The organism is Brevundimonas sp., from assembly GCF_035998205.1.
Taxonomy (GTDB): Bacteria; Pseudomonadota; Alphaproteobacteria; order Caulobacterales; family Caulobacteraceae; genus Brevundimonas.
In genome coordinates this window covers 191,868-208,142 of record NZ_DASYHT010000005.1, presented here as the reverse complement: position 1 = coordinate 208,142, position 16,275 = coordinate 191,868, and the positions used below count along the sequence as shown (strand labels likewise).

The 16,275-nt window shown below is 72.4% G+C and carries 20 protein-coding genes; 14 read left to right on the top strand and 6 right to left on the bottom strand.

Going from position 1 to position 16,275, the window contains the following annotated elements; translation table 11 throughout:
* Window positions 1-12: 12 nt before the first annotated feature.
* The gene (locus VGN74_RS08290) at window positions 13-711 is read right to left on the bottom strand and encodes a MarC family protein (RefSeq protein ID WP_327447018.1); all 699 of its coding nucleotides are present in this window, start codon (window positions 709-711) and stop codon (window positions 13-15) included.
* 62 nt (window positions 712-773) lie between these two features.
* Here VGN74_RS08290 and pyrF point away from each other — a divergent pair, with 62 nt between their 5' ends.
* On the top strand, window positions 774-1,484 hold the full coding sequence (gene pyrF, locus VGN74_RS08285; protein ID WP_327447016.1) for an orotidine-5'-phosphate decarboxylase: 711 nt from the start codon (window positions 774-776) through the stop codon (window positions 1,482-1,484).
* Here the strand turns inward: pyrF and VGN74_RS08280 are convergent.
* Entirely contained in the window at window positions 1,475-2,056 is a 582-nt protein-coding gene (locus VGN74_RS08280; RefSeq protein WP_327447014.1) for a hypothetical protein, read from the bottom strand. The genes pyrF and VGN74_RS08280 overlap by 10 nt on opposite strands.
* A gap of 178 nt (window positions 2,057-2,234) precedes the next feature.
* Here VGN74_RS08280 and rhuM point away from each other — a divergent pair, with 178 nt between their 5' ends.
* Window positions 2,235-3,287, top strand: a complete 1,053-nt coding sequence (gene rhuM / locus VGN74_RS08275) for a RhuM family protein (RefSeq protein ID WP_327447012.1) — start codon at window positions 2,235-2,237, stop codon at window positions 3,285-3,287.
* Between the two features lie 29 nt (window positions 3,288-3,316).
* On the opposite strand, the gene VGN74_RS08270 is transcribed toward rhuM, so the two are convergent.
* Window positions 3,317-3,565, bottom strand: a complete 249-nt coding sequence (locus VGN74_RS08270; RefSeq protein ID WP_327447010.1) for a DUF1674 domain-containing protein — start codon at window positions 3,563-3,565, stop codon at window positions 3,317-3,319.
* An 83-nt stretch (window positions 3,566-3,648) separates the two neighbouring features.
* On the opposite strand from VGN74_RS08270, the gene htpX reads away from it, so the two are divergent.
* The 6 genes from htpX (at window position 3,649) to VGN74_RS08240 (ending at window position 8,883) form a co-directional block, all read left to right on the top strand.
* On the top strand, window positions 3,649-4,623 hold the full coding sequence (htpX, locus tag VGN74_RS08265) for a zinc metalloprotease HtpX (protein ID WP_414643533.1): 975 nt from the start codon (window positions 3,649-3,651) through the stop codon (window positions 4,621-4,623).
* A 97-nt stretch (window positions 4,624-4,720) separates the two neighbouring features.
* Complete coding sequence (locus VGN74_RS08260) at window positions 4,721-5,947, top strand: argininosuccinate synthase (RefSeq protein WP_327447008.1); 1,227 nt, start codon at window positions 4,721-4,723, stop codon at window positions 5,945-5,947.
* Between the two features lie 75 nt (window positions 5,948-6,022).
* Complete coding sequence (locus VGN74_RS08255) at window positions 6,023-6,490, top strand: hypothetical protein (RefSeq protein WP_327447006.1); 468 nt, start codon at window positions 6,023-6,025, stop codon at window positions 6,488-6,490.
* A 79-nt stretch (window positions 6,491-6,569) separates the two neighbouring features.
* Window positions 6,570-7,106, top strand: coding sequence for a hypothetical protein (locus tag VGN74_RS08250; protein WP_327447004.1), 537 nt, complete (start codon window positions 6,570-6,572; stop codon window positions 7,104-7,106).
* 260 nt (window positions 7,107-7,366) lie between these two features.
* On the top strand, window positions 7,367-8,014 hold the full coding sequence (locus tag VGN74_RS08245; protein WP_327447002.1) for a LysE family translocator: 648 nt from the start codon (window positions 7,367-7,369) through the stop codon (window positions 8,012-8,014).
* A 338-nt stretch (window positions 8,015-8,352) separates the two neighbouring features.
* Window positions 8,353-8,883, top strand: coding sequence for a CC0125/CC1285 family lipoprotein (locus VGN74_RS08240; protein ID WP_327447000.1), 531 nt, complete (start codon window positions 8,353-8,355; stop codon window positions 8,881-8,883).
* Between the two features lie 109 nt (window positions 8,884-8,992).
* Here VGN74_RS08240 and VGN74_RS08235 read toward each other — a convergent pair whose 3' ends face one another.
* Window positions 8,993-9,736, bottom strand: coding sequence for a DUF6065 family protein (locus VGN74_RS08235; protein ID WP_327446998.1), 744 nt, complete (start codon window positions 9,734-9,736; stop codon window positions 8,993-8,995).
* 84 nt (window positions 9,737-9,820) lie between these two features.
* Here VGN74_RS08235 and VGN74_RS08230 point away from each other — a divergent pair, with 84 nt between their 5' ends.
* The 5 genes from VGN74_RS08230 to VGN74_RS08210 are packed head-to-tail and all read left to right on the top strand — an operon-like array spanning window position 9,821 to window position 12,684.
* A complete protein-coding gene (locus tag VGN74_RS08230) occupies window positions 9,821-10,375 on the top strand; it encodes a prolyl-tRNA synthetase associated domain-containing protein (protein ID WP_327446996.1) in 555 nt (184 codons plus the stop codon).
* A 31-nt stretch (window positions 10,376-10,406) separates the two neighbouring features.
* Window positions 10,407-11,303, top strand: coding sequence for a co-chaperone YbbN (locus VGN74_RS08225; RefSeq protein WP_327446994.1), 897 nt, complete (start codon window positions 10,407-10,409; stop codon window positions 11,301-11,303).
* Between the two features lie 14 nt (window positions 11,304-11,317).
* On the top strand, window positions 11,318-11,971 hold the full coding sequence (locus VGN74_RS08220; RefSeq protein WP_327446992.1) for an LON peptidase substrate-binding domain-containing protein: 654 nt from the start codon (window positions 11,318-11,320) through the stop codon (window positions 11,969-11,971).
* A 9-nt stretch (window positions 11,972-11,980) separates the two neighbouring features.
* The gene (locus VGN74_RS08215) at window positions 11,981-12,175 is read left to right on the top strand and encodes a Trm112 family protein (protein ID WP_175359511.1); all 195 of its coding nucleotides are present in this window, start codon (window positions 11,981-11,983) and stop codon (window positions 12,173-12,175) included.
* Window positions 12,176-12,201: 26 nt separating this feature from the next.
* The gene (locus VGN74_RS08210; protein ID WP_327446989.1) at window positions 12,202-12,684 is read left to right on the top strand and encodes a hypothetical protein; all 483 of its coding nucleotides are present in this window, start codon (window positions 12,202-12,204) and stop codon (window positions 12,682-12,684) included.
* A gap of 9 nt (window positions 12,685-12,693) precedes the next feature.
* On the opposite strand, the gene VGN74_RS08205 is transcribed toward VGN74_RS08210, so the two are convergent.
* A complete protein-coding gene (locus tag VGN74_RS08205; RefSeq protein ID WP_327446987.1) occupies window positions 12,694-13,701 on the bottom strand; it encodes a calcium/sodium antiporter in 1,008 nt (335 codons plus the stop codon).
* Between the two features lie 65 nt (window positions 13,702-13,766).
* On the opposite strand from VGN74_RS08205, the gene VGN74_RS08200 reads away from it, so the two are divergent.
* Window positions 13,767-14,960, top strand: a complete 1,194-nt coding sequence (locus tag VGN74_RS08200; RefSeq protein WP_327446985.1) for an NAD(P)/FAD-dependent oxidoreductase — start codon at window positions 13,767-13,769, stop codon at window positions 14,958-14,960.
* A 6-nt stretch (window positions 14,961-14,966) separates the two neighbouring features.
* Here VGN74_RS08200 and hslU read toward each other — a convergent pair whose 3' ends face one another.
* Window positions 14,967-16,268: an ATP-dependent protease ATPase subunit HslU gene (gene hslU, locus VGN74_RS08195; protein ID WP_327446983.1), complete on the bottom strand. Its 1,302-nt coding sequence runs from the start codon at window positions 16,266-16,268 to the stop codon at window positions 14,967-14,969.
* Between the last annotated feature and the right edge of the window lie 7 nt (window positions 16,269-16,275).

Genomic DNA, 16,275 nt, shown 5'->3' with positions numbered 1-16,275 from the left:
CCCCCCTCCCCGTCAGTGGCCGCCGGTCGGGTAGGGGCTGGTGACGCCGGCGCTGATCATGCCGGGGATGGCCTCGCCGAGGCCGGCGAGGATGAACTGGATGGCCAGGGCGCACAGGATCAGGCCCAGCACCCGCACGACAATGGCCATGCCGACCTCGCCCAGCAGGCGGCTGATCGGGCCGGTCAGGCCGAAGCAGATGAAGGTGGCGACGCCCGCCGCGGCGATGGCGACCAGACCGGCCACCGTGCCCGCCGGGCCGATGGCCTGGGCCTCGCCGGCCTGGATGATGACGGTGGAGATGGCCCCCGGACCGATCAGCAGCGGCATGGCGAAAGGCACGATCAGCCGCTGGAAGCGCCGCCGGGCGTAGCCGCGCACATCGGCCAGGTCCTTGGCCGCGTCGGCGTCGGCGAAGATCTTGAGGAAGTCCTCGCGCGCCATGTCGAGGCCCAGCAGCAGCAGCAGGATGCCGCCGGCGATGCGGAAGGCCGCCAGCGAAATGCCGAAGAACTGCAGCAGCCACAGGCCGGTGAAGAAGAAGAAGGCGAGGAAGGCGACGATGAACAGGCAGATCATCGCCGAGACGTTGAGCCTCTGGCTCAGGGTCGCCCCGGCCGTGGCCGCCGCGAAGATCGGCACATTGCCGATGGGATCGACCAGCGCGAACAGCGCCACGAACAGGTTGACCCCCAGATCGACCGCGTCCATGCCTCGCCCCCGCTGTCCCGCTGCACCCGCCCCTTCCCTATCGCGAGTTGAGGAGCCCGTCGATGACCGCTGACGCCCGTCTGATCGTGGGGCTGGACCTGCCGTCCGTGGCGGCGGCCGAGGCCATGGTGGCGACGCTGGGCGACACGGTCAGCGCCTACAAGATCGGCCTGACCCTGCTGGCCCGGCCCGGCGGGGTCACGCTGGCCCACGCCCTGCGCGCCGCCGGCAAGGCGGTGTTCCAGGACTGGAAGCTGCACGACATCGGAGCCCAGGTGGAGGGCGCCGCCCGCTCGGTGGCCGAGGGCGGCTGCGACCTGCTCACCGTCCATGCCGAGCCACAGGTGATGCGCGCCGCCGTGGCCGGCCGCGGCGATCGCCCGACCCGCATCCTCGCCGTCACCGTCATGACCAGCCTGTCCGACGCCGATCTGGTCGAGATCGGCTACAGCGCCCCGGCCGCAGCCCTGGTCGAGCAGCGCGTGCGTCAGGCGATCGCCTGCGGCGTCGACGGGGTGGTATCCAGCCCGCTGGAGGCGGCGCGGGTGCGCGAGATCGCGGTCGAGCTGGGCCGTCCCGACCTGCTGATCGTCACCCCCGGGGTGCGCCCGGCAGGCGCCGACCATGGCGACCAGCAGCGCGTCGCCACCCCGGCGGCGGCCCTGAGCGCCGGCGCCACCCATCTGGTGGTGGCCCGGCCGATCATCGGCGCCCCCGACCCGGCCGCCGCCGCCCGGGCCATCGTCGCCGAGATGGCGGCGGTTCAGTCGTAGAGCGGGATGCGCGGGCAGTCGCAGCCATGGCCGGTGTCGCGCCGGCCGCGCTCGATCCAGGCGTAACCGCCGTCAACGCGGCCGTAGGCCGGCGGACGGTCGTCATGATAGCCGTCGCGGTCGCGATAGCCGCGCGCCGGACGGCCATAGTCGCCGCGGGCGTGGCCCTGCCGGTAGCCGTGATGGCTGTGCGCTGAGCTGTAGCGCCGCTCGCAGGGGGAGTAGCCATAGCGCCCGCCGCAGTCCGGGACCGGCCGGCCGTAGCTGTAGCCCGGGGCCTGCCCGTAATCGTACCGGTAGTCGTAGCTGTAGCCGTATGCGGCGACCGGGCCATGCCCTGAGCCATGCCCGGCACCATGCGCCGGCGCGGTCCCGACCCCGCCATAGCCGTACAGATAGGTCCCGGCCCGGCCGAAGCCCTGGGCCGGGGCATAGGTCGGCGCGGGCGGCGGCGGGGCGTAGCTGTAGCCATGGCCGGCGTGCTGGGCGGCCGCGGGCGATCCCGCGAGCAGCAGGGCCGCCAGAGCGGCGGCGGCAGGCGGGGCGAACAGGCGGATCAGGGCGCGGCGCATGCGGTCCTCCGGCGACAGGCGTTAACGCAGGTTAACCCTTTCCGCGCCGGACGGTTCGCTTTTCTCGCAGCCGGCGAGACGACGAGGCCCGGGCAGGCGCGCCACATGCGGCCAGTGCAGAGCCTCGATCCACGCCGGGGTGTGGCGCCTCGAACGGTGTTCCGGTATTGTTCCCGGCATGGCCGATCCCCCTTCCCCCGACGCCCCCATCCGTTTGCAGGCGCTCGACGGCACGGGCGACCTGGTGCTGATCTACACCGATGCGCGGGGGGTCAACGTCCAGCTCCGCTACGAGGGGGACGCCCTCTGGATGACGCAGGCGCAGGTCGCGACCCTGTTCGGGCGCGATGTGTCGGTGATCTCGCGGCACATCGCCAAGGTGCTTGAGGAGGGAGAGCTGCCCTCGGAGGGCAATTTGCATTTTGTGCAAATTGCCAGGTCGGCGAAGCCCGTGACCCTCTACAGCCTCGATATGGTGATCTCGGTCGGCTATCGGGTCAGCTCGGCGCAGGCGACGCTGTTCCGGCGCTGGGCCACCTCTGTGCTCGTCCGGTTCGCCACCCGCGGCTTCGTCGTCGACTCCGAACGGCTGAAGGCCCCGGCCGAACACGACCGGGTGCGCGAACTCCGGGACATCATCCGGGACATCCGCAGTTCGGAGGCGAACCTCTACGCCGAGCTGCGCCGGATCTGCGCGCTCTGTCAGGACTACGATCTGAGGTCCGACACGGCCCAGGCCTTCTATCGCGAAACCCAGGCGAAGCTGTTCTACGCCGTCACCGGCCAAACCCCGGCCGAGATTCTCCGGGAGCGATCGGATGCGTCCCACGAGGCGATGGGGTTGCAGACCTGGCCGAAGTCCACCCTGCGCAAGGCCGATGTGACGGTGTCGAAGAACTACCTCGACGACCGCGAGATCGCTGAGCTCAACCGCCTGACCTCGCTCCTTCTCGACATCTTCGAGGACCAGCTCGAGATGGGGCGTCTCACCACCATGGCCCATGCGCGCGGACAGCTGGAGAGCTCGCTCCTTCACATGGGCCGTCGCGTGCTTGACCATGGCGGCACAGTTCTTCGGCAGGACGCCGAGGCTCACGCCCTTGCCCAGTACGAGGTCTTCGATCAGCGGCGGCGGGAAGCCCGCAAGGCGGCCGCCGACGCCGAGTTGGCCGCGCTCAAGGCCGCCGCCGCGGCGCTGCCGAAAACACGCGGCCGTCGGCCGAAGGTCTAGGCCCGGCAGCGCAGCGTCGGCGCGACGCCTCAGAAGTCGATCGCCAGGCCCTTCTTCTCCCAGTCGCCGTAGCGGGTCGGCTCGGGGCCGCGCGGGCCGCCGTCCTCGGGCGGGAGAACGGCCGCGGCGGCGGCGGCGCGGCGGGCGGCGGCCTCCTCCAGCGCCTGGCGGGCCACGGCGCTGATCGGCCGCTCGGGCGTGGCGTGCGGCACATCGGCGTTGTGCCGCGGAGTCTCCGCGGCGTCGACGTCAGGCTCAACGGTAGGCTGTTCGGTCACAGGCGCGCGCTCTTGAGAAATCCGGAACGTTTCAGCACATAGACCGGCGAGAGGCTGGGGGCCATGCGGCCGAGTAACCTGCGATGAACCATCTGAAAACCTTCATCCTGCTGGCGGCGCTGACGGCGCTGTTCGCCGGCGTCGGCTACATGATCGGCGGGGCCACGGGCATGCTGGTCGCCATCGCCCTGGCCGGCGGCATGAACCTGTTCAGCTACTGGAACGCCGACAAGATCGTGCTGCGCATGTACAAGGCGCAGCCGGTGGACGAGAGCCACCCCAACGCGGTCGTGCGCACCTATGTCGCCGATGTGCGCGAGATGGCGGTCCGCGCCGGCATGCCGGTCCCGACCATCGCCATCATCCCCAACGACCAGCCCAACGCCTTCGCCACCGGCCGCAACCCGGAGAACGCCGCGGTCTGCGCCACCACCGGTCTGCTCGACATGCTGACCCGCGAGGAGATCCGCGGGGTGATGGCGCACGAACTGGCTCATGTGAAGAACCGCGACACCCTGGTGATGACCGTCACCGCCACGGTCGCCGGCGCCATCTCGGCCCTGGCCAACTTCGCCCTGTTCTTCGGCGGCGACCGCGACCGGCCCGGCGGCATGATCGGCGCCATCGCCCTGATGATCCTCGCCCCCATGGCCGCCGCCCTGGTGCAGATGGCCATCAGCCGGGCGCGCGAGTACGAGGCCGACCGCGTCGGCGCCGAGATCGCGCAGGACCCGCACGCCCTGGCCGCGGCGCTGGAGAAGATCGACGCCTATTCGCGCCGCATCCTCAACCCGACCGCCGAGCGCAATCCCGCCTCGGGCCAGCTGTTCATCATCAATCCGCTGGCCGGGCGCGGCGCCGACAACCTGTTCTCGACCCACCCGGCCACCGGCAACCGCATCCGCGCCCTGATGGACCTGGCGGTGAAGATGGGCGTCTCCGCGCGCACCGCCCCCTCGACCGTCGCCGCCGGCCCCGCCCGCAGCGCCGTTCCCGTCACCGAGGCCCCGGCGCGCCCGCAACAGGCCAACGGCGCGTCGCGCGGCCCCTGGGGCTGACGCCGGCCGCGCGGCGGACTTGCATCCGGCGGGCGTTGGCCCTTTAAGCGCGCGCGACGCCTCCCCGCGCCCGTCGATCGCTGCAAGGACCCCGCCCATGACCCTGCCCGCCCCGAAGAAGGTCGTGCTCGCCTATTCCGGCGGGCTGGACACCTCGATCATCCTCAAGTGGCTGCAGACCGAATACGGCGCGGAGGTCATCACCTTCACCGCCGACCTCGGCCAGGGCGAGGAGCTTGCCCCGGCCCGCGAGAAGGCGCTCAAGCTCGGCATCAAGCCGGAGAACATCTTCATCGACGACCTGCGCGAGGAGTTCGTGCGGGACTTCGTCTTCCCGATGTTCCGCGCCAACACCCTCTATGAGGGCCAGTACCTGCTCGGCACCTCGATCGCCCGGCCGCTGATCGCCAAGCGCCAGATCGAGATCGCCCGCCAGGTCGGCGCCGACGCCGTCTGTCACGGGGCCACCGGCAAGGGCAACGACCAGGTCCGCTTCGAGCTGGGCTACTATGCGCTCGAGCCCGACATCCGCGTCATCGCCCCCTGGCGCGAGTGGGAGTTCCGCAGCCGCGAGGCCCTGCTGGCCTTCGCCGAGCAGCACCAGATCCCGATCGCCAAGGACAAGCGCGGCGACGCCCCGTTCAGCGTCGACGCCAACCTGCTGCACTCCTCCTCCGAGGGGAAGGTGCTGGAGGACCCGGCGGTCGAGGCCCCCGAGTTCGTGCACCAGCGCACCATCAGCCCCGAGGACGCGCCCGACGCCGCCACGGTCCTCACGATCGGCTTCGAGAAGGGCGACGCGGTGTCGATCGACGGCCAGCGCCTGTCGCCGGCGGAGCTGCTGACCCGGCTGAACCAGCTGGGCCACGACAACGGCGTCGGCCGCCTCGACCTGGTCGAGAACCGCTTCGTCGGCATGAAGTCGCGCGGCGTCTACGAGACCCCCGGCGGGACCATCCTGCTGGCCGCCCACCGCGGCGTGGAGTCCATCACCCTCGACCGCGGGGCCATGCACCTGAAGGACGAGCTGGCGGTGAAGTACGCCCAGCTGGTCTACAACGGCTTCTGGTTCTCGCCGGAGCGCGAGATGCTGCAGGCGGCCATCGACAAGAGCCAGGAGCGGGTCGAGGGCACGGTGCGGGTCAAGCTCTACAAGGGCAATGTCACGGTGATCGGCCGCGAGAGCCCGCAGAGCCTGTACGACCAGGAGCTGGTGACCTTCGAGGAGGGCGCCGTGGCCTATGACCACCGCGACGCCGAGGGCTTCATCAAGCTCAACGCGCTCCGTCTCAGGGTGCTGGCCCGCCGCGACCGCCGCGGCTGACCTTACGGCGTATTCACTTGGCCTGACGGGAGGTCGGGCGCAGGTTTCGCTCCGAAAGACGAACGGAGTTCGACCATGCGCCTGACCCTCATCGCCGCCGCCGCGGCCGCCGCCACCCTGGCCGCCGCCCCGGCCTTCGCCCTCACCCAGGACGCCCCGGCGGCTCCGGCCGCCGCCGAAGCCGCCGCGGAAGCCGCCGCGGAAGCCGCCTTCGAGGCCCGCGCCGAGGCCTTCGAGGCCAGCATCGAGCGCATGGCCGAGGAGATGGGCGCCGCGGCCGAGGCCGCCGGGGCCGACGCCGCCCGCCGCAGCGCCGCGCTGGACGTCATCCAGGCGCGCTACCAGCCCGAGGCCGACGCCTTCGCCGCGGAGCTGCAGACCTTCGTCGACAGCCAGCTGGCCGCCATGCCGGCCGACCAGCAGACCGCCGTACGCAACGGCATCGCCGCCGCCCTGACCCAGATCCGCAGCGTCCCGGCCATGGTGCGCGCCCAGGTCGAACAGGCCGCGGCCGCCCCCGCCCCGGCTGCGCCGGCCAACTGATCCCTGATGTCCGGCCGGGACGGGGCCGCACGCCCGTCCCGGTCGCCCTGCCAAGACATCGCCCTTCCCGGAGACCGCCATGCGCCGCGCCGTCCTCGCCGTTCCCGCCCTCCTCGGCCTGGTCCTCGCCGCCGCCCCGGCGGTCGCCCAGGAACGCCCGGTCGAGACCCGCCACACCCTGCCAGGCTACCAGCCCAGCGCGCTGGAGCGGGCCATCGACGCCGGCGGTCCCGAGAGCGCCGCGGCCCTGACCTCGGCCCTGCTGGCCATCGTCAGCGACCCGGACCTCGACCCGGAGACCCGCGCCGAGCGCCTGCAGGCGGCGGTCGAGACGCTGCAGCCGCACATGGCCGACCTCGCCCTCGGCGCCGCCCAGACCGGGGTGCAGGTGGCGGCCACGATGCTGGCGACCATGGACCTCGAAACCGTGACCAGCGCCGTCGCCGGCGTGGCCGGGCCGGAGCTGGAAGCCCAGGTGCGCGCCGCCCTCGCCGAGGCGTCCGCCGGCCTCGCCGCCGCCGCCGCGGAAATGGCGGCCGGCCTGGCCGCCGCCGAGGCCGAAGCCGCCCTCACCGTCCCCACCCCGCCCGTCCGCCCGGCCGCCCCGCCGGCTTGAGGCGCGCACGCTTCCGTAATCCTCGGGTCAAGCCCGAGGATGACGGGGTGTAGTGGGGAGCGCTCGCCCCTCCGTCACGGCGCTACGCGCCGCGCCACCTCCCCATTTCATGGGGAGGAGAACGCCTTTCCTCCCCACGCCGTGGGGAGGGGGACCGCGAAGCGGTGGAGGGGCCCGGTCGCCAGGGCGACCGGCGGGCGGTGGAGGGGCCCGACCCCGCCCCCGCTTGACGCGCCGCACCCCCGGCCGCACAGGGCGGCATGTCCGCCCTGCCTGTCGATCCCGGCCTCTATCTGACCTTCCTCGGGGTCATGGGAGTGATGGCGATCACCCCGGGACCGGCCAATCTGTTCGCCGTCGCCACCGGCATGGCGCGCGGGCCGGCGGCCGCGCTCGCCGGGGTGGCGGGCATGAACATGGCGACCCTGGTGTGGTTCGCCGCCGCCGCCCTGGGCCTCAGCGCCCTGATCGCCGCCTTCCCCGAAGCCTTCCGCCTGATCGCCGTGGCCGGGGCGGTCTATGTCGGCTGGCTGGGGCTGAAGGCCCTGTGGGCGGCCCGGACCGTGGCTGACGCCCCGGCGCCCGCGCTGGCCGAGGGGGCCGGGGCCCGGCCCGGACGCGGGGCCTTCGTCGAGGGCTTCATGGTGCAGATCCTCAACCCCAAGGCCGTGCTGTTCTTCACCGCCGTGCTGCCGCCCTTCCTCGATCCGGCCCGGCCGGCGGCGCCGCAGCTGGGCCTGTTCGCCGTCGCCACGGTCGGGCTCGATGTGCTGAGCATGAGCGCCTACGGGCTGGGCGGCGCCGCCCTCGCCCTGGCCATGACCCGCCCCGGGGTGCGCCGCGCCTTCGGCGCCGGTACCGGCGTCCTGCTCCTCCTCGCCGCCGCGCTCATCCTGTCGCGGCTGTAGCGGACGCCCCTTCGCTCTCGTCGCCGGTTCATCACGGAGAGCACGAAGGAATCACGGAGGGCACAAAGGTCCATGCGCGCCGGCGCGCGAAGCGCTTTCCTCCCCGCCCCGGCGGAGAAAGGCGCCTTCGGCGCAGCTTGCAGTACGCCGTCGTGCCCTCTGTGTCTCTCCGTGCTCTCCGTGATGAACCGGCGACGCTCACAAAGACCACAAGGGCAGACAGGCCACCCCCCCCTCACGCGTCTGTGACCGGGCGCGACGTCGCGGAACGGTGCGCGACGGCGTTGCGTTGCCCATGCTAGGGTTCTGACGACAGGGGTCTTTCCAGGAGTCTTCGCATGCGTTCCCTCGCCCTGGCCGCCGTCGCCGCCGCGCTCGCGGTCGGCGCCTGCGCCACCCCCACCGCCTACGGCCCGGCCGACGCCCGCGGGGCCGGCGGCTACAGCGAAACCCGGCTCGAGCGCGACCGTTACCGCGTCACCTTCGCCGGCAATTCGGTGACCTCGCGCGAACAGGTCGAGATGGCCCTGCTGCTGCGGGCCGCCGAGCTGACCGTGGCCGACGGCTATGACTGGTTCGCCACGGTGAACCGCGCCACCGACCGCGACAGCCGTCTGGTGGCCACGCCCGACCCGCTGTCCTCGCGCTACAGCCCGTTCTGGTCGCCCTACTGGCGGTACTGGGGCGGCGGCGCCTGGCGGCCGTTCGACCCGTGGGCGCGCGATTTCGACTATCGCCAGATCGACCGGTTCGAGGCCTCGGCCGAGATCGTGCTGGGCCGCGGACCCAAGCCGGCCGGCGATCCCAACGCCTTCGACGCCCGCGAGGTGGTGTCCAACCTGTCCGGCCGCGTGCCGCGCCGGCCGTAACCTACGCGCGCGGGCCCGGGGTTCGCCAGCGGACCTGACCCTCTCAACCCTCGTCACCCCCGGGCTTGTCCCGGGGGTGATTGCAACTTGAAACCCGGCGACCCGCGCCCTACAGCCCGACCCGCGGCGTGCGCAGGCGGCGCTTGTTGACGTGGTCCTTGGGGGCCGGCCCGGTCTCCTCGGGCAGTTCGCCCTTGAAGTAGAAGCGCTGCCAGGCCTCGCGCGCCGCGTCCGGGTCGCCGCTGGCCAGCCGGCTGTTGAAGTCGGTGCGCTGGCGGTTCCAGGCCTCGAACTGGCCCTTCATCACCGGATTGGACTCCAGCGAGCGGATCACCGGATCGACCTGGTCCATCTTGCGGTGCTCGACGAGGCTGATGAAGCAGAAGGGCTCGCCCTTGTCGAAGCGGACGCGGCCGGGCCGGGTGAACAGCCAGTTCATGGTGAAGGGGAAGGGCAGCCAGTCGGTCTCGATCAGCCCGGTCAGGGGCTGGATGCCGTCCTTGATGTGATTGGGCGCGCCCGAGCACATCATCCCCCAGCCCGGCGGGGTGCGGAACAGATACTGCGGGTGCATGGTCAGCACCCCGCGCGAGAAGTGCGAGGTGACGAAGTGATCCAGCTCGGGATTGGGCCGGTCCGGGGTGATGGTGATGTCCGCCTGCGACGGCCCGCCGGTCCACTCGGCCGTGAAGCCGAACGGGCAGAGGATCTCCCAGCCGGTGGTGTTGGCCATGTTCAGCGGCAGGCAGCGGTAGGGGTGGCGCGCGGCGAAGGCGTCCATCCAGGCCCGCGACTGGCGCCCCGGCACCAGGTCCGGCGGCCGCTGGGTCATCGGGTAGCATTCCAGTTCCAAGACCTTGGCCCTTTCGCACGTGGCGTCTAGACCCGTTGCTCTAGCCGGGCCCGCCGCGGGCCGTAAAGCCGGACCCGCCCGAGCATGAGCGCCGCCCCGCCCGAACAGGACGTCATCCCCGCCTTCGATCGCGAGCGGCTGCTGGCCTGGCTGGCGGCCCAGGGCGTCGCCCACGTCACCCATGACCACCCGGCGGTGTTCCGGGTCGAGGAGGGGCTGGAGCTCAAGGCCGCCCTGCCCGGCGCCCACACCAAGAACCTGTTCCTCAAGGACAAGAAGGGCCGGCTGTGGCTGGTCTCGGCGCGTCAGGACACGGAGATCGACCTCAAGGCCCTGCCGCGGGTGATCGGGTCGGACCGGTTGTCGTTCGGCAACGAGGCCCTGATGCGGGAGACGCTGGGGGTGCGCCCCGGCTCGGTCACGGCCCTGGGCCTGATCAACGACCCGGACCAGCGCGTCACCTTCGTGCTGGACCGGGCCTTGTGGGAGGCGGACATCGTCAACTTCCACCCCCTGACCAACACCGCCACCACCGGGCTGGCGCAGCCCGCCTTCCGCGCCGTGCTGAAGGCGCTGGGCCGCCGCCCGATTGTCGTCGACTTCGCGCGCTTGTCTGTCATGGACGGCGCGACCATCTGAGACCCCGAGCGTTCCGCTTCCGAGGATGACCATGAGCTTCGCCGATCCCGCCGCCCCCGAGGACCTGATCAAGGAGGGCTCCGACGCGTCCTTCATGACCGACGTGGTCGAGGCCTCGCGCCGCCAGCCGGTGATCGTCGACTTCTGGGCTCCCTGGTGCGGCCCGTGCCGCACCCTGGGCCCGGCGCTGGAAAAGGCCGTGCGCGCCGCCCGCGGGGCGGTGAAGATGGTCAAGATCGACGTCGACAGGAACCCGGCCTACGCCGGCCAGCTGCGGGTGCAGTCGATCCCCACCGTCTACGCCTTCGTCAACGGCCAGCCGGTCGACGGCTTCCAGGGCTCGATCCCGGAGAGCCAGATCAAGGCCTTCATCGACAAGCTGACCGGCGGGTCCTCGGCCGACGCCGACCTGGCCCAGCTGCTGTCGCTGGGCGCCGAGTCCCTCAGCCTGCAGGACTGGGGCGGCGCCGCCCAGGCCTATGCCGAGGTCCTCTCGATGGACCCGGAGAACGTCAAGGCCATCGCCGGCCTCGCCAAGGTCTATCTGGCCACCGGCGACGCCGACCAGGCGCGCCAGACGCTGGCCATGGCCGGGGACAGCCAGGACCCGGACGTGCAGAGCGCCCGCGCCCAGATCCGCCTGCTCGAGGCCGGGGCCGGGGCCGCAGGCGAGACCGCCGCGCTGCGGGCGAAGGTCGCCGCCGACCCGGCCGACCACGCCGCCCGCTTCGAGCTGGCCCGCGCCCTGGCCTCGACCGGCGAGCTGAAGGCGGCGGTGGACGAGCTGCTGACCATCGTCCAGGCCGACCGCGAGTGGAACGAGCAGGCCGCCCGGCGCGAGCTGCTGACCATCTTCGAGGCCGCCGGCGGCGGCTCGGACATCGCCCGCGACGGTCGCCGTCGCCTGTCCTCCATCCTCTTCGCCTGACCCGGGAGCGCGGCATGGCCCACAGCTATCTGAAGGCGTCGGACCTGCCGCAGGCCCTTCCGGTGTTCCCGCTGGACGGGGCGCTGCTGCTGCCGCGCGGCCAGCTGCCGCTCAACATCTTCGAGCCGCGCTATCTCAACATGATCGATGACGCCATGGCCGGGGACCGGCTGATCGGCATGATCCAGACCACCGGCGGGCCGCGCGAGCGGCCGGCCCTGGCCCCGATCGGCTGCGCCGGGCGCATCACCCACTTCGCCGAGACCTCGGACGGGCGCTATCTCATCACCCTGACCGGGGTGGCGCGCTTCCGCGTGACCACGGAGCTGCAGGCGGCCACGCCCTATCGCCAGGTCCGCGCCGAGTTTGGAGCCTTCGAGGCCGACCTGAGCCCCGCCGTGGAGCCGGTGGCCTTTGACCGGCCGGCCTTCTTCGACGCCCTGCGGCTCTATCTGGAGCGGCGAGGGCTGGACGTGGACTGGGAGACCGCCGAGTCCGCCCCGCCGGAGGCCCTGATCAACAGCCTGGCCATGGCCCTGCCGTTCGAGGCGGCCGAGAAACAGGCCCTGCTGGAGGCTTCGGATCTCGAGGACCGCGCCGGCGCCCTGACCGCCCTGATGCGCATCGACGCCGCCGAACCCGGTGACGGCGAGCCGCGCCTGCAATAGAGCCAGACCATGTCCGACGCCTTTCACACCCCGCCCTCGGTCGATCCGCGCCTTCTGGAGGTGCTGGTCTGCCCGGTCACCCGCGGCCGGCTGAGCTATGACCGCGAGCGCCAGGAGCTGGTCTCCGAGGGCGCGAAGCTGGCCTATCCGATCCGCGACGGGGTGCCGATCCTGTTGCCCGAGGACGCCCGTCCGCTCGACTGACCCGCCTTCAGACCCGGGAGCTCGCCATGCGCGCCACCACCGCCCTTCTCGCCGCCCTCGCCCTCACCGCCGCCGCCTCGCCGACCGCCGCCGGGAATGGGGCCCAGGACCCCGTGGCCGAGCTGCTGCGCGGCGAGGCGGAGGCCCCCGGCAAGGTGATCGCCCCGGACCCGGAGGCGGAGCGGGTGACGGCGGCGCTCAACGCCGAGATCCTGACCCAGAACGCCCTCGCCGAGCAGGCCGAGGTCGCCGATCTCAAGGCGGTCGAGGCGGAGAATGCGGCGCGGGCCGAGGCTCACGCCCGGGCGGTGGCCGAGGCCGAGGCGGCGCATCAGGCCCGGCTGGCCGCCCATGCGGACATGGTCGCCCGCCAGCAGGCCGAGTACGCGCGCCGCATGGCCCTGTGGCGCGAGGTCAGCGAGGCCTGCCGCCGCGGCGAGACCGAGCGCTGCCGCGTCGGCCGTCTGGCGCTGGAGGCCGAGGCGCGGACGGCGACGACCCGCCCCTGAGGTCAGGCGTCAGAGCGCGCCGCGCACCAGCCAGCCGACATAGACGACATAGGCGGCGAACAGGGCGAAGCCCTCCCAGCGCGACAGCCGCATGCCGGTGCGCACGAACACGATCAGCAGGGCCGTGGCCGCCAGCATCACCCAGATGTCGAAGCGGGCGATCTCGACCGGCACCCGGATCGGCGTGACGATGGCCGTGATCCCGAGGATGCCGAGGATGTTGTAGAGGTTCGAGCCGATGACGTTGCCCAGCGCCACGTCGGCGTGGCGGCGCAGCGCGGCCACGACCGAGGTCACCAGTTCCGGCAGGGAGGTGCCGATCGCCACCACGGTCAGGCCGATGATGGTGTCGGAGACGCCGAGGTCGCGGGCGATGACGATGGCGTTGTCGACCAGCAGGCGGGCGCCGCCGATGGTCAGGGCGATGCCCAGCACGGCCAGCCCCAGACCGGCCCAGATGCCGCCCTTGGCGTCCGGGGCATCCTCGGCGATGTGCTCGAACTTGGCCCGCTCGGCGTCCTGGACGTTCCGCTCGCCGAGATAGGCCAGCACGATGTAGGCGATCAGCATGGCCACCATGGCCACGCCCCAGATGCGCCCGACCACGCCCGCCAGCACGGCGGCGACGCAGATCAGGGTGGCCACGACCAGCATGGTCCCGTCGCGTTTGAACGCCGTCCGGTCCACGGCGAAGGGCGCGATCAGCACCGTCAGGCCGAGGATCAGCAGGATGTTGGCGCTGTTGGAGCCGACCACATTGCCCACGGCGATGCCGGGGCTGTCGGCGAAGGCCGCGGTCAGGCTGGTGACCAGCTCCGGCGTCGAGGTGCCGAAGCCCACGAGCGTCAGGCCGATCAGCAGGGGCGAGACGCCCAGGCTCCTGGCGGCGGTCGAGGCCCCGCGAACCAGGGTGTCGCCCCCGACGGTGAGCAGGACCAGCCCGAGGGCCAGCAGCGAATAGGTGAGAATGGCGCCTTCCATGGCCCCGCTGCTCTCATGGGCGGCGAAAAAGCGCAACCGCGACACGGTGAACGCGGCCGGGTCGGACCTGACGCGGGTCGCCGGGCGCGGTATGGGGCGGGATGAAACGCGAAGTCCTCGACGTGCTGATCGTCGGCGCCGGCGCCGCCGGCATGATGTGCGCCGCCGAGGCGGGCAAGCGCGGGCGCTCGGTGCTGGTCGTCGATCACGCCCGGGCCCCCGGCGAGAAGATCCGCATCTCCGGCGGCGGCCGCTGCAACTTCACCAACCTCGGCTGCGGCCCCCACGCCTTCCTGGGCGAGAACCCGCGCTTCGCCGCCTCGGCGCTGGGCCGCTACACCCAGCACGACTTCATCGCCCTGGTGAACCGCTACGGGATCGGGTGGCACGAGAAGACGCTCGGCCAGCTGTTCTGCGACGACAGCGCGAAGGCCATCGTCGCCCTGCTGGTGAGCGAGCTGAAGGCCGCCGGGGCGGTCCTGTCGCTCGGGACCGCGGTGGAGACGGTCGGGGACGGCCCCGACGGCGGCTTCGACGTCGCCCTGTCGGACGGCCGTCGGCTTTCGGTCGCCGCGCTGGTGCTGGCCACCGGCGGCAAGTCGATCCCCAGGATGGGCGCCACCGGCTGGGCTTATGACACGGCGCGGCGCTTCGGCCTGCGCGTCACCGACACCCGGCCCGCGCTGGTGCCCCTGACCTTCGAGACGGGGCTGCTGGAGCGGCTGAAGCCGCTGGCCGGGGTGGCCCAGCCGGACGCGGTGGTGAAGGCCGGGGCCGGCAGGTTCCGGGAGGGCGTGCTGTTCACCCACCGCGGCCTCAGCGGCCCGGCGGTGCTGCAGGTCTCCAGCTACTGGCGCGAGGGCGAGGCGATCGAGCTGGATCTGGCCCCCGACCTCGACCTCGGCGCCGTCCTGAAGGCGCGCAAGCGGGCGACGGGCAGGCAGGGCGTGGTCACCGCCCTGGCCGAGGCCCTGCCGCGGCGGCTGGCGGAGCTTGTGGCGGAAGAGGCCGGCGCGACCGGAACCCTCGCTGACCAGCCCGACGCCCGGCTGGCGACGCTGGGCGAGGCGGTCAACCGCTGGCGGGTCAAGCCGGTGGGGTCGGAAGGCTATCGCACCGCCGAGGTGACCCTGGGCGGCGTGGCCACCGACGAGCTGAACCAGAAGACGCTGGAGGCGCGCCGCCGCCCCGGCCTGTTCGTCATCGGCGAGGCGGTCGACATCACCGGCTGGCTGGGCGGCTATAACTTCCAGTGGGCCTGGTCGTCCGGCTGGGCCGCCGGCCAGGCCTGCTGACGGGGCCTAGAGGATGTAGCGGCTCAGATCGGCGTCGCCGGCCAGCTCGCCGACCCGCTCGCGCACCAGGGCGGCGTCGACGGTCACCGTCTGGCCCGACAGGTCCGAGGCGCGGAAGCTGGTCTCCTCCAGCACCCGTTCGATCACCGTCTGCAGCCGTCGGGCGCCGATGTTCTCCACCGCCGAATTGGCCGCCACGGCGGCGTCGGCGAGGGCCTCGACCCCGTCCGGCGTGACCTCCAGCGTCACCCCCTCGGTGGCCAGCAGGGCCTGGTTCTGGCGGATCAGATTGGCCTCCGGCTCGGTCAGGATGCGCACGAAATCGTCGCGGGTCAGGGCCTTGAGCTCGACCCGGATCGGCAGCCGGCCCTGCAGCTCGGGCAGCAGGTCCGACGGCTTGGCCACATGGAAGGCGCCCGAGGCGATGAACAGCACATGGTCCGACTTCACCGGCCCGTACTTCGTCGACACGGTGGTGCCCTCGATCAGGGGCAGCAGGTCGCGCTGCACCCCCTCGCGGCTGACGTCGGCGCCGCGCGCCTCGGACCGGGCCGCCACCTTGTCGATCTCGTCGAGGAAGACGATGCCCTCGTTCTCGGCCAGCGACACCGCCTCGCGGGTCAGGCTCTCCGTGTCCAGCAGCTTGTCGCTCTCCTCGGCGATCAGCGGGGTCCAGGCGTCGCGCACGGCCATCTTCACCGTGCGGGTCCGTCCGCCGGCCAGTTTGCCGAACATCTCCGACAGGTTGATCATCCCCATCTGGCCGCCGCCGGGCAGGTCCAGCCCGGGCAGGCCGGGCGCCGCCTCGGCCAGGGCCAGGTCGATCTCGCGGTCGTCCAGCTCCCCGGCGCGCAGCTTGCGGCGGAAAGCGTCGCGGGTGGCCGGCTGGGCCCCGGGCCCGACCAGGGCCTCCAGCAGCCGGTCCTCGGCCTGGCCCTCGGCCCGGGCCCGCACCTCGCCGCGGCGACGGTCGCGCACCATGACCAGCGCCGCCTCCACCAGGTCGCGCACGATCTGGTCGACGTCGCGGCCGACATAGCCGACCTCGGTGAATTTGGTGGCCTCGACCTTGAGGAAGGGCGCCCCGGCCAGCTTCGCCAGCCGCCGGGCGATCTCGGTCTTGCCGACCCCGGTGGGGCCGATCATCAGGATGTTCTTGGGCGTCACCTCGTCGCGCAGATCCTCGGGGACGCGCTTGCGCCGCCAGCGGTTGCGCAGGGCCACGGCCACGGCGCGCTTGGCCTCGGCCTGGCCGACGATGAAGCGATCGAGCTCGGAGACGATCTCGCGGGGGGAAAGGTCCGTCATCCCCGCC

Coding starts and splice junctions, on each gene's coding strand:
- VGN74_RS08200 (WP_327446985.1), top strand. CDS start 13,767: ATGAAACGCGAAGTCCTCGACGTGCTGATCGTCGGCGCCGGCGCCGCC.
- VGN74_RS08255 (WP_327447006.1), top strand. CDS start 6,023: ATGCGCCTGACCCTCATCGCCGCCGCCGCGGCCGCCGCCACCCTGGCC.
- VGN74_RS08210 (WP_327446989.1), top strand. CDS start 12,202: ATGCGCGCCACCACCGCCCTTCTCGCCGCCCTCGCCCTCACCGCCGCC.
- VGN74_RS08240 (WP_327447000.1), top strand. CDS start 8,353: ATGCGTTCCCTCGCCCTGGCCGCCGTCGCCGCCGCGCTCGCGGTCGGC.
- VGN74_RS08230 (WP_327446996.1), top strand. CDS start 9,821: ATGAGCGCCGCCCCGCCCGAACAGGACGTCATCCCCGCCTTCGATCGC.
- VGN74_RS08215 (WP_175359511.1), top strand. CDS start 11,981: ATGTCCGACGCCTTTCACACCCCGCCCTCGGTCGATCCGCGCCTTCTG.
- VGN74_RS08290 (WP_327447018.1), bottom strand. CDS start 711: ATGGACGCGGTCGATCTGGGGGTCAACCTGTTCGTGGCGCTGTTCGCG.
- htpX (WP_414643533.1), top strand. CDS start 3,649: ATGAACCATCTGAAAACCTTCATCCTGCTGGCGGCGCTGACGGCGCTG.
- pyrF (WP_327447016.1), top strand. CDS start 774: ATGACCGCTGACGCCCGTCTGATCGTGGGGCTGGACCTGCCGTCCGTG.
- VGN74_RS08220 (WP_327446992.1), top strand. CDS start 11,318: ATGGCCCACAGCTATCTGAAGGCGTCGGACCTGCCGCAGGCCCTTCCG.
- VGN74_RS08260 (WP_327447008.1), top strand. CDS start 4,721: ATGACCCTGCCCGCCCCGAAGAAGGTCGTGCTCGCCTATTCCGGCGGG.
- VGN74_RS08280 (WP_327447014.1), bottom strand. CDS start 2,056: ATGCGCCGCGCCCTGATCCGCCTGTTCGCCCCGCCTGCCGCCGCCGCT.
- hslU (WP_327446983.1), bottom strand. CDS start 16,268: ATGACGGACCTTTCCCCCCGCGAGATCGTCTCCGAGCTCGATCGCTTC.
- rhuM (WP_327447012.1), top strand. CDS start 2,235: ATGGCCGATCCCCCTTCCCCCGACGCCCCCATCCGTTTGCAGGCGCTC.
- VGN74_RS08250 (WP_327447004.1), top strand. CDS start 6,570: ATGCGCCGCGCCGTCCTCGCCGTTCCCGCCCTCCTCGGCCTGGTCCTC.
- VGN74_RS08245 (WP_327447002.1), top strand. CDS start 7,367: ATGTCCGCCCTGCCTGTCGATCCCGGCCTCTATCTGACCTTCCTCGGG.
- VGN74_RS08225 (WP_327446994.1), top strand. CDS start 10,407: ATGAGCTTCGCCGATCCCGCCGCCCCCGAGGACCTGATCAAGGAGGGC.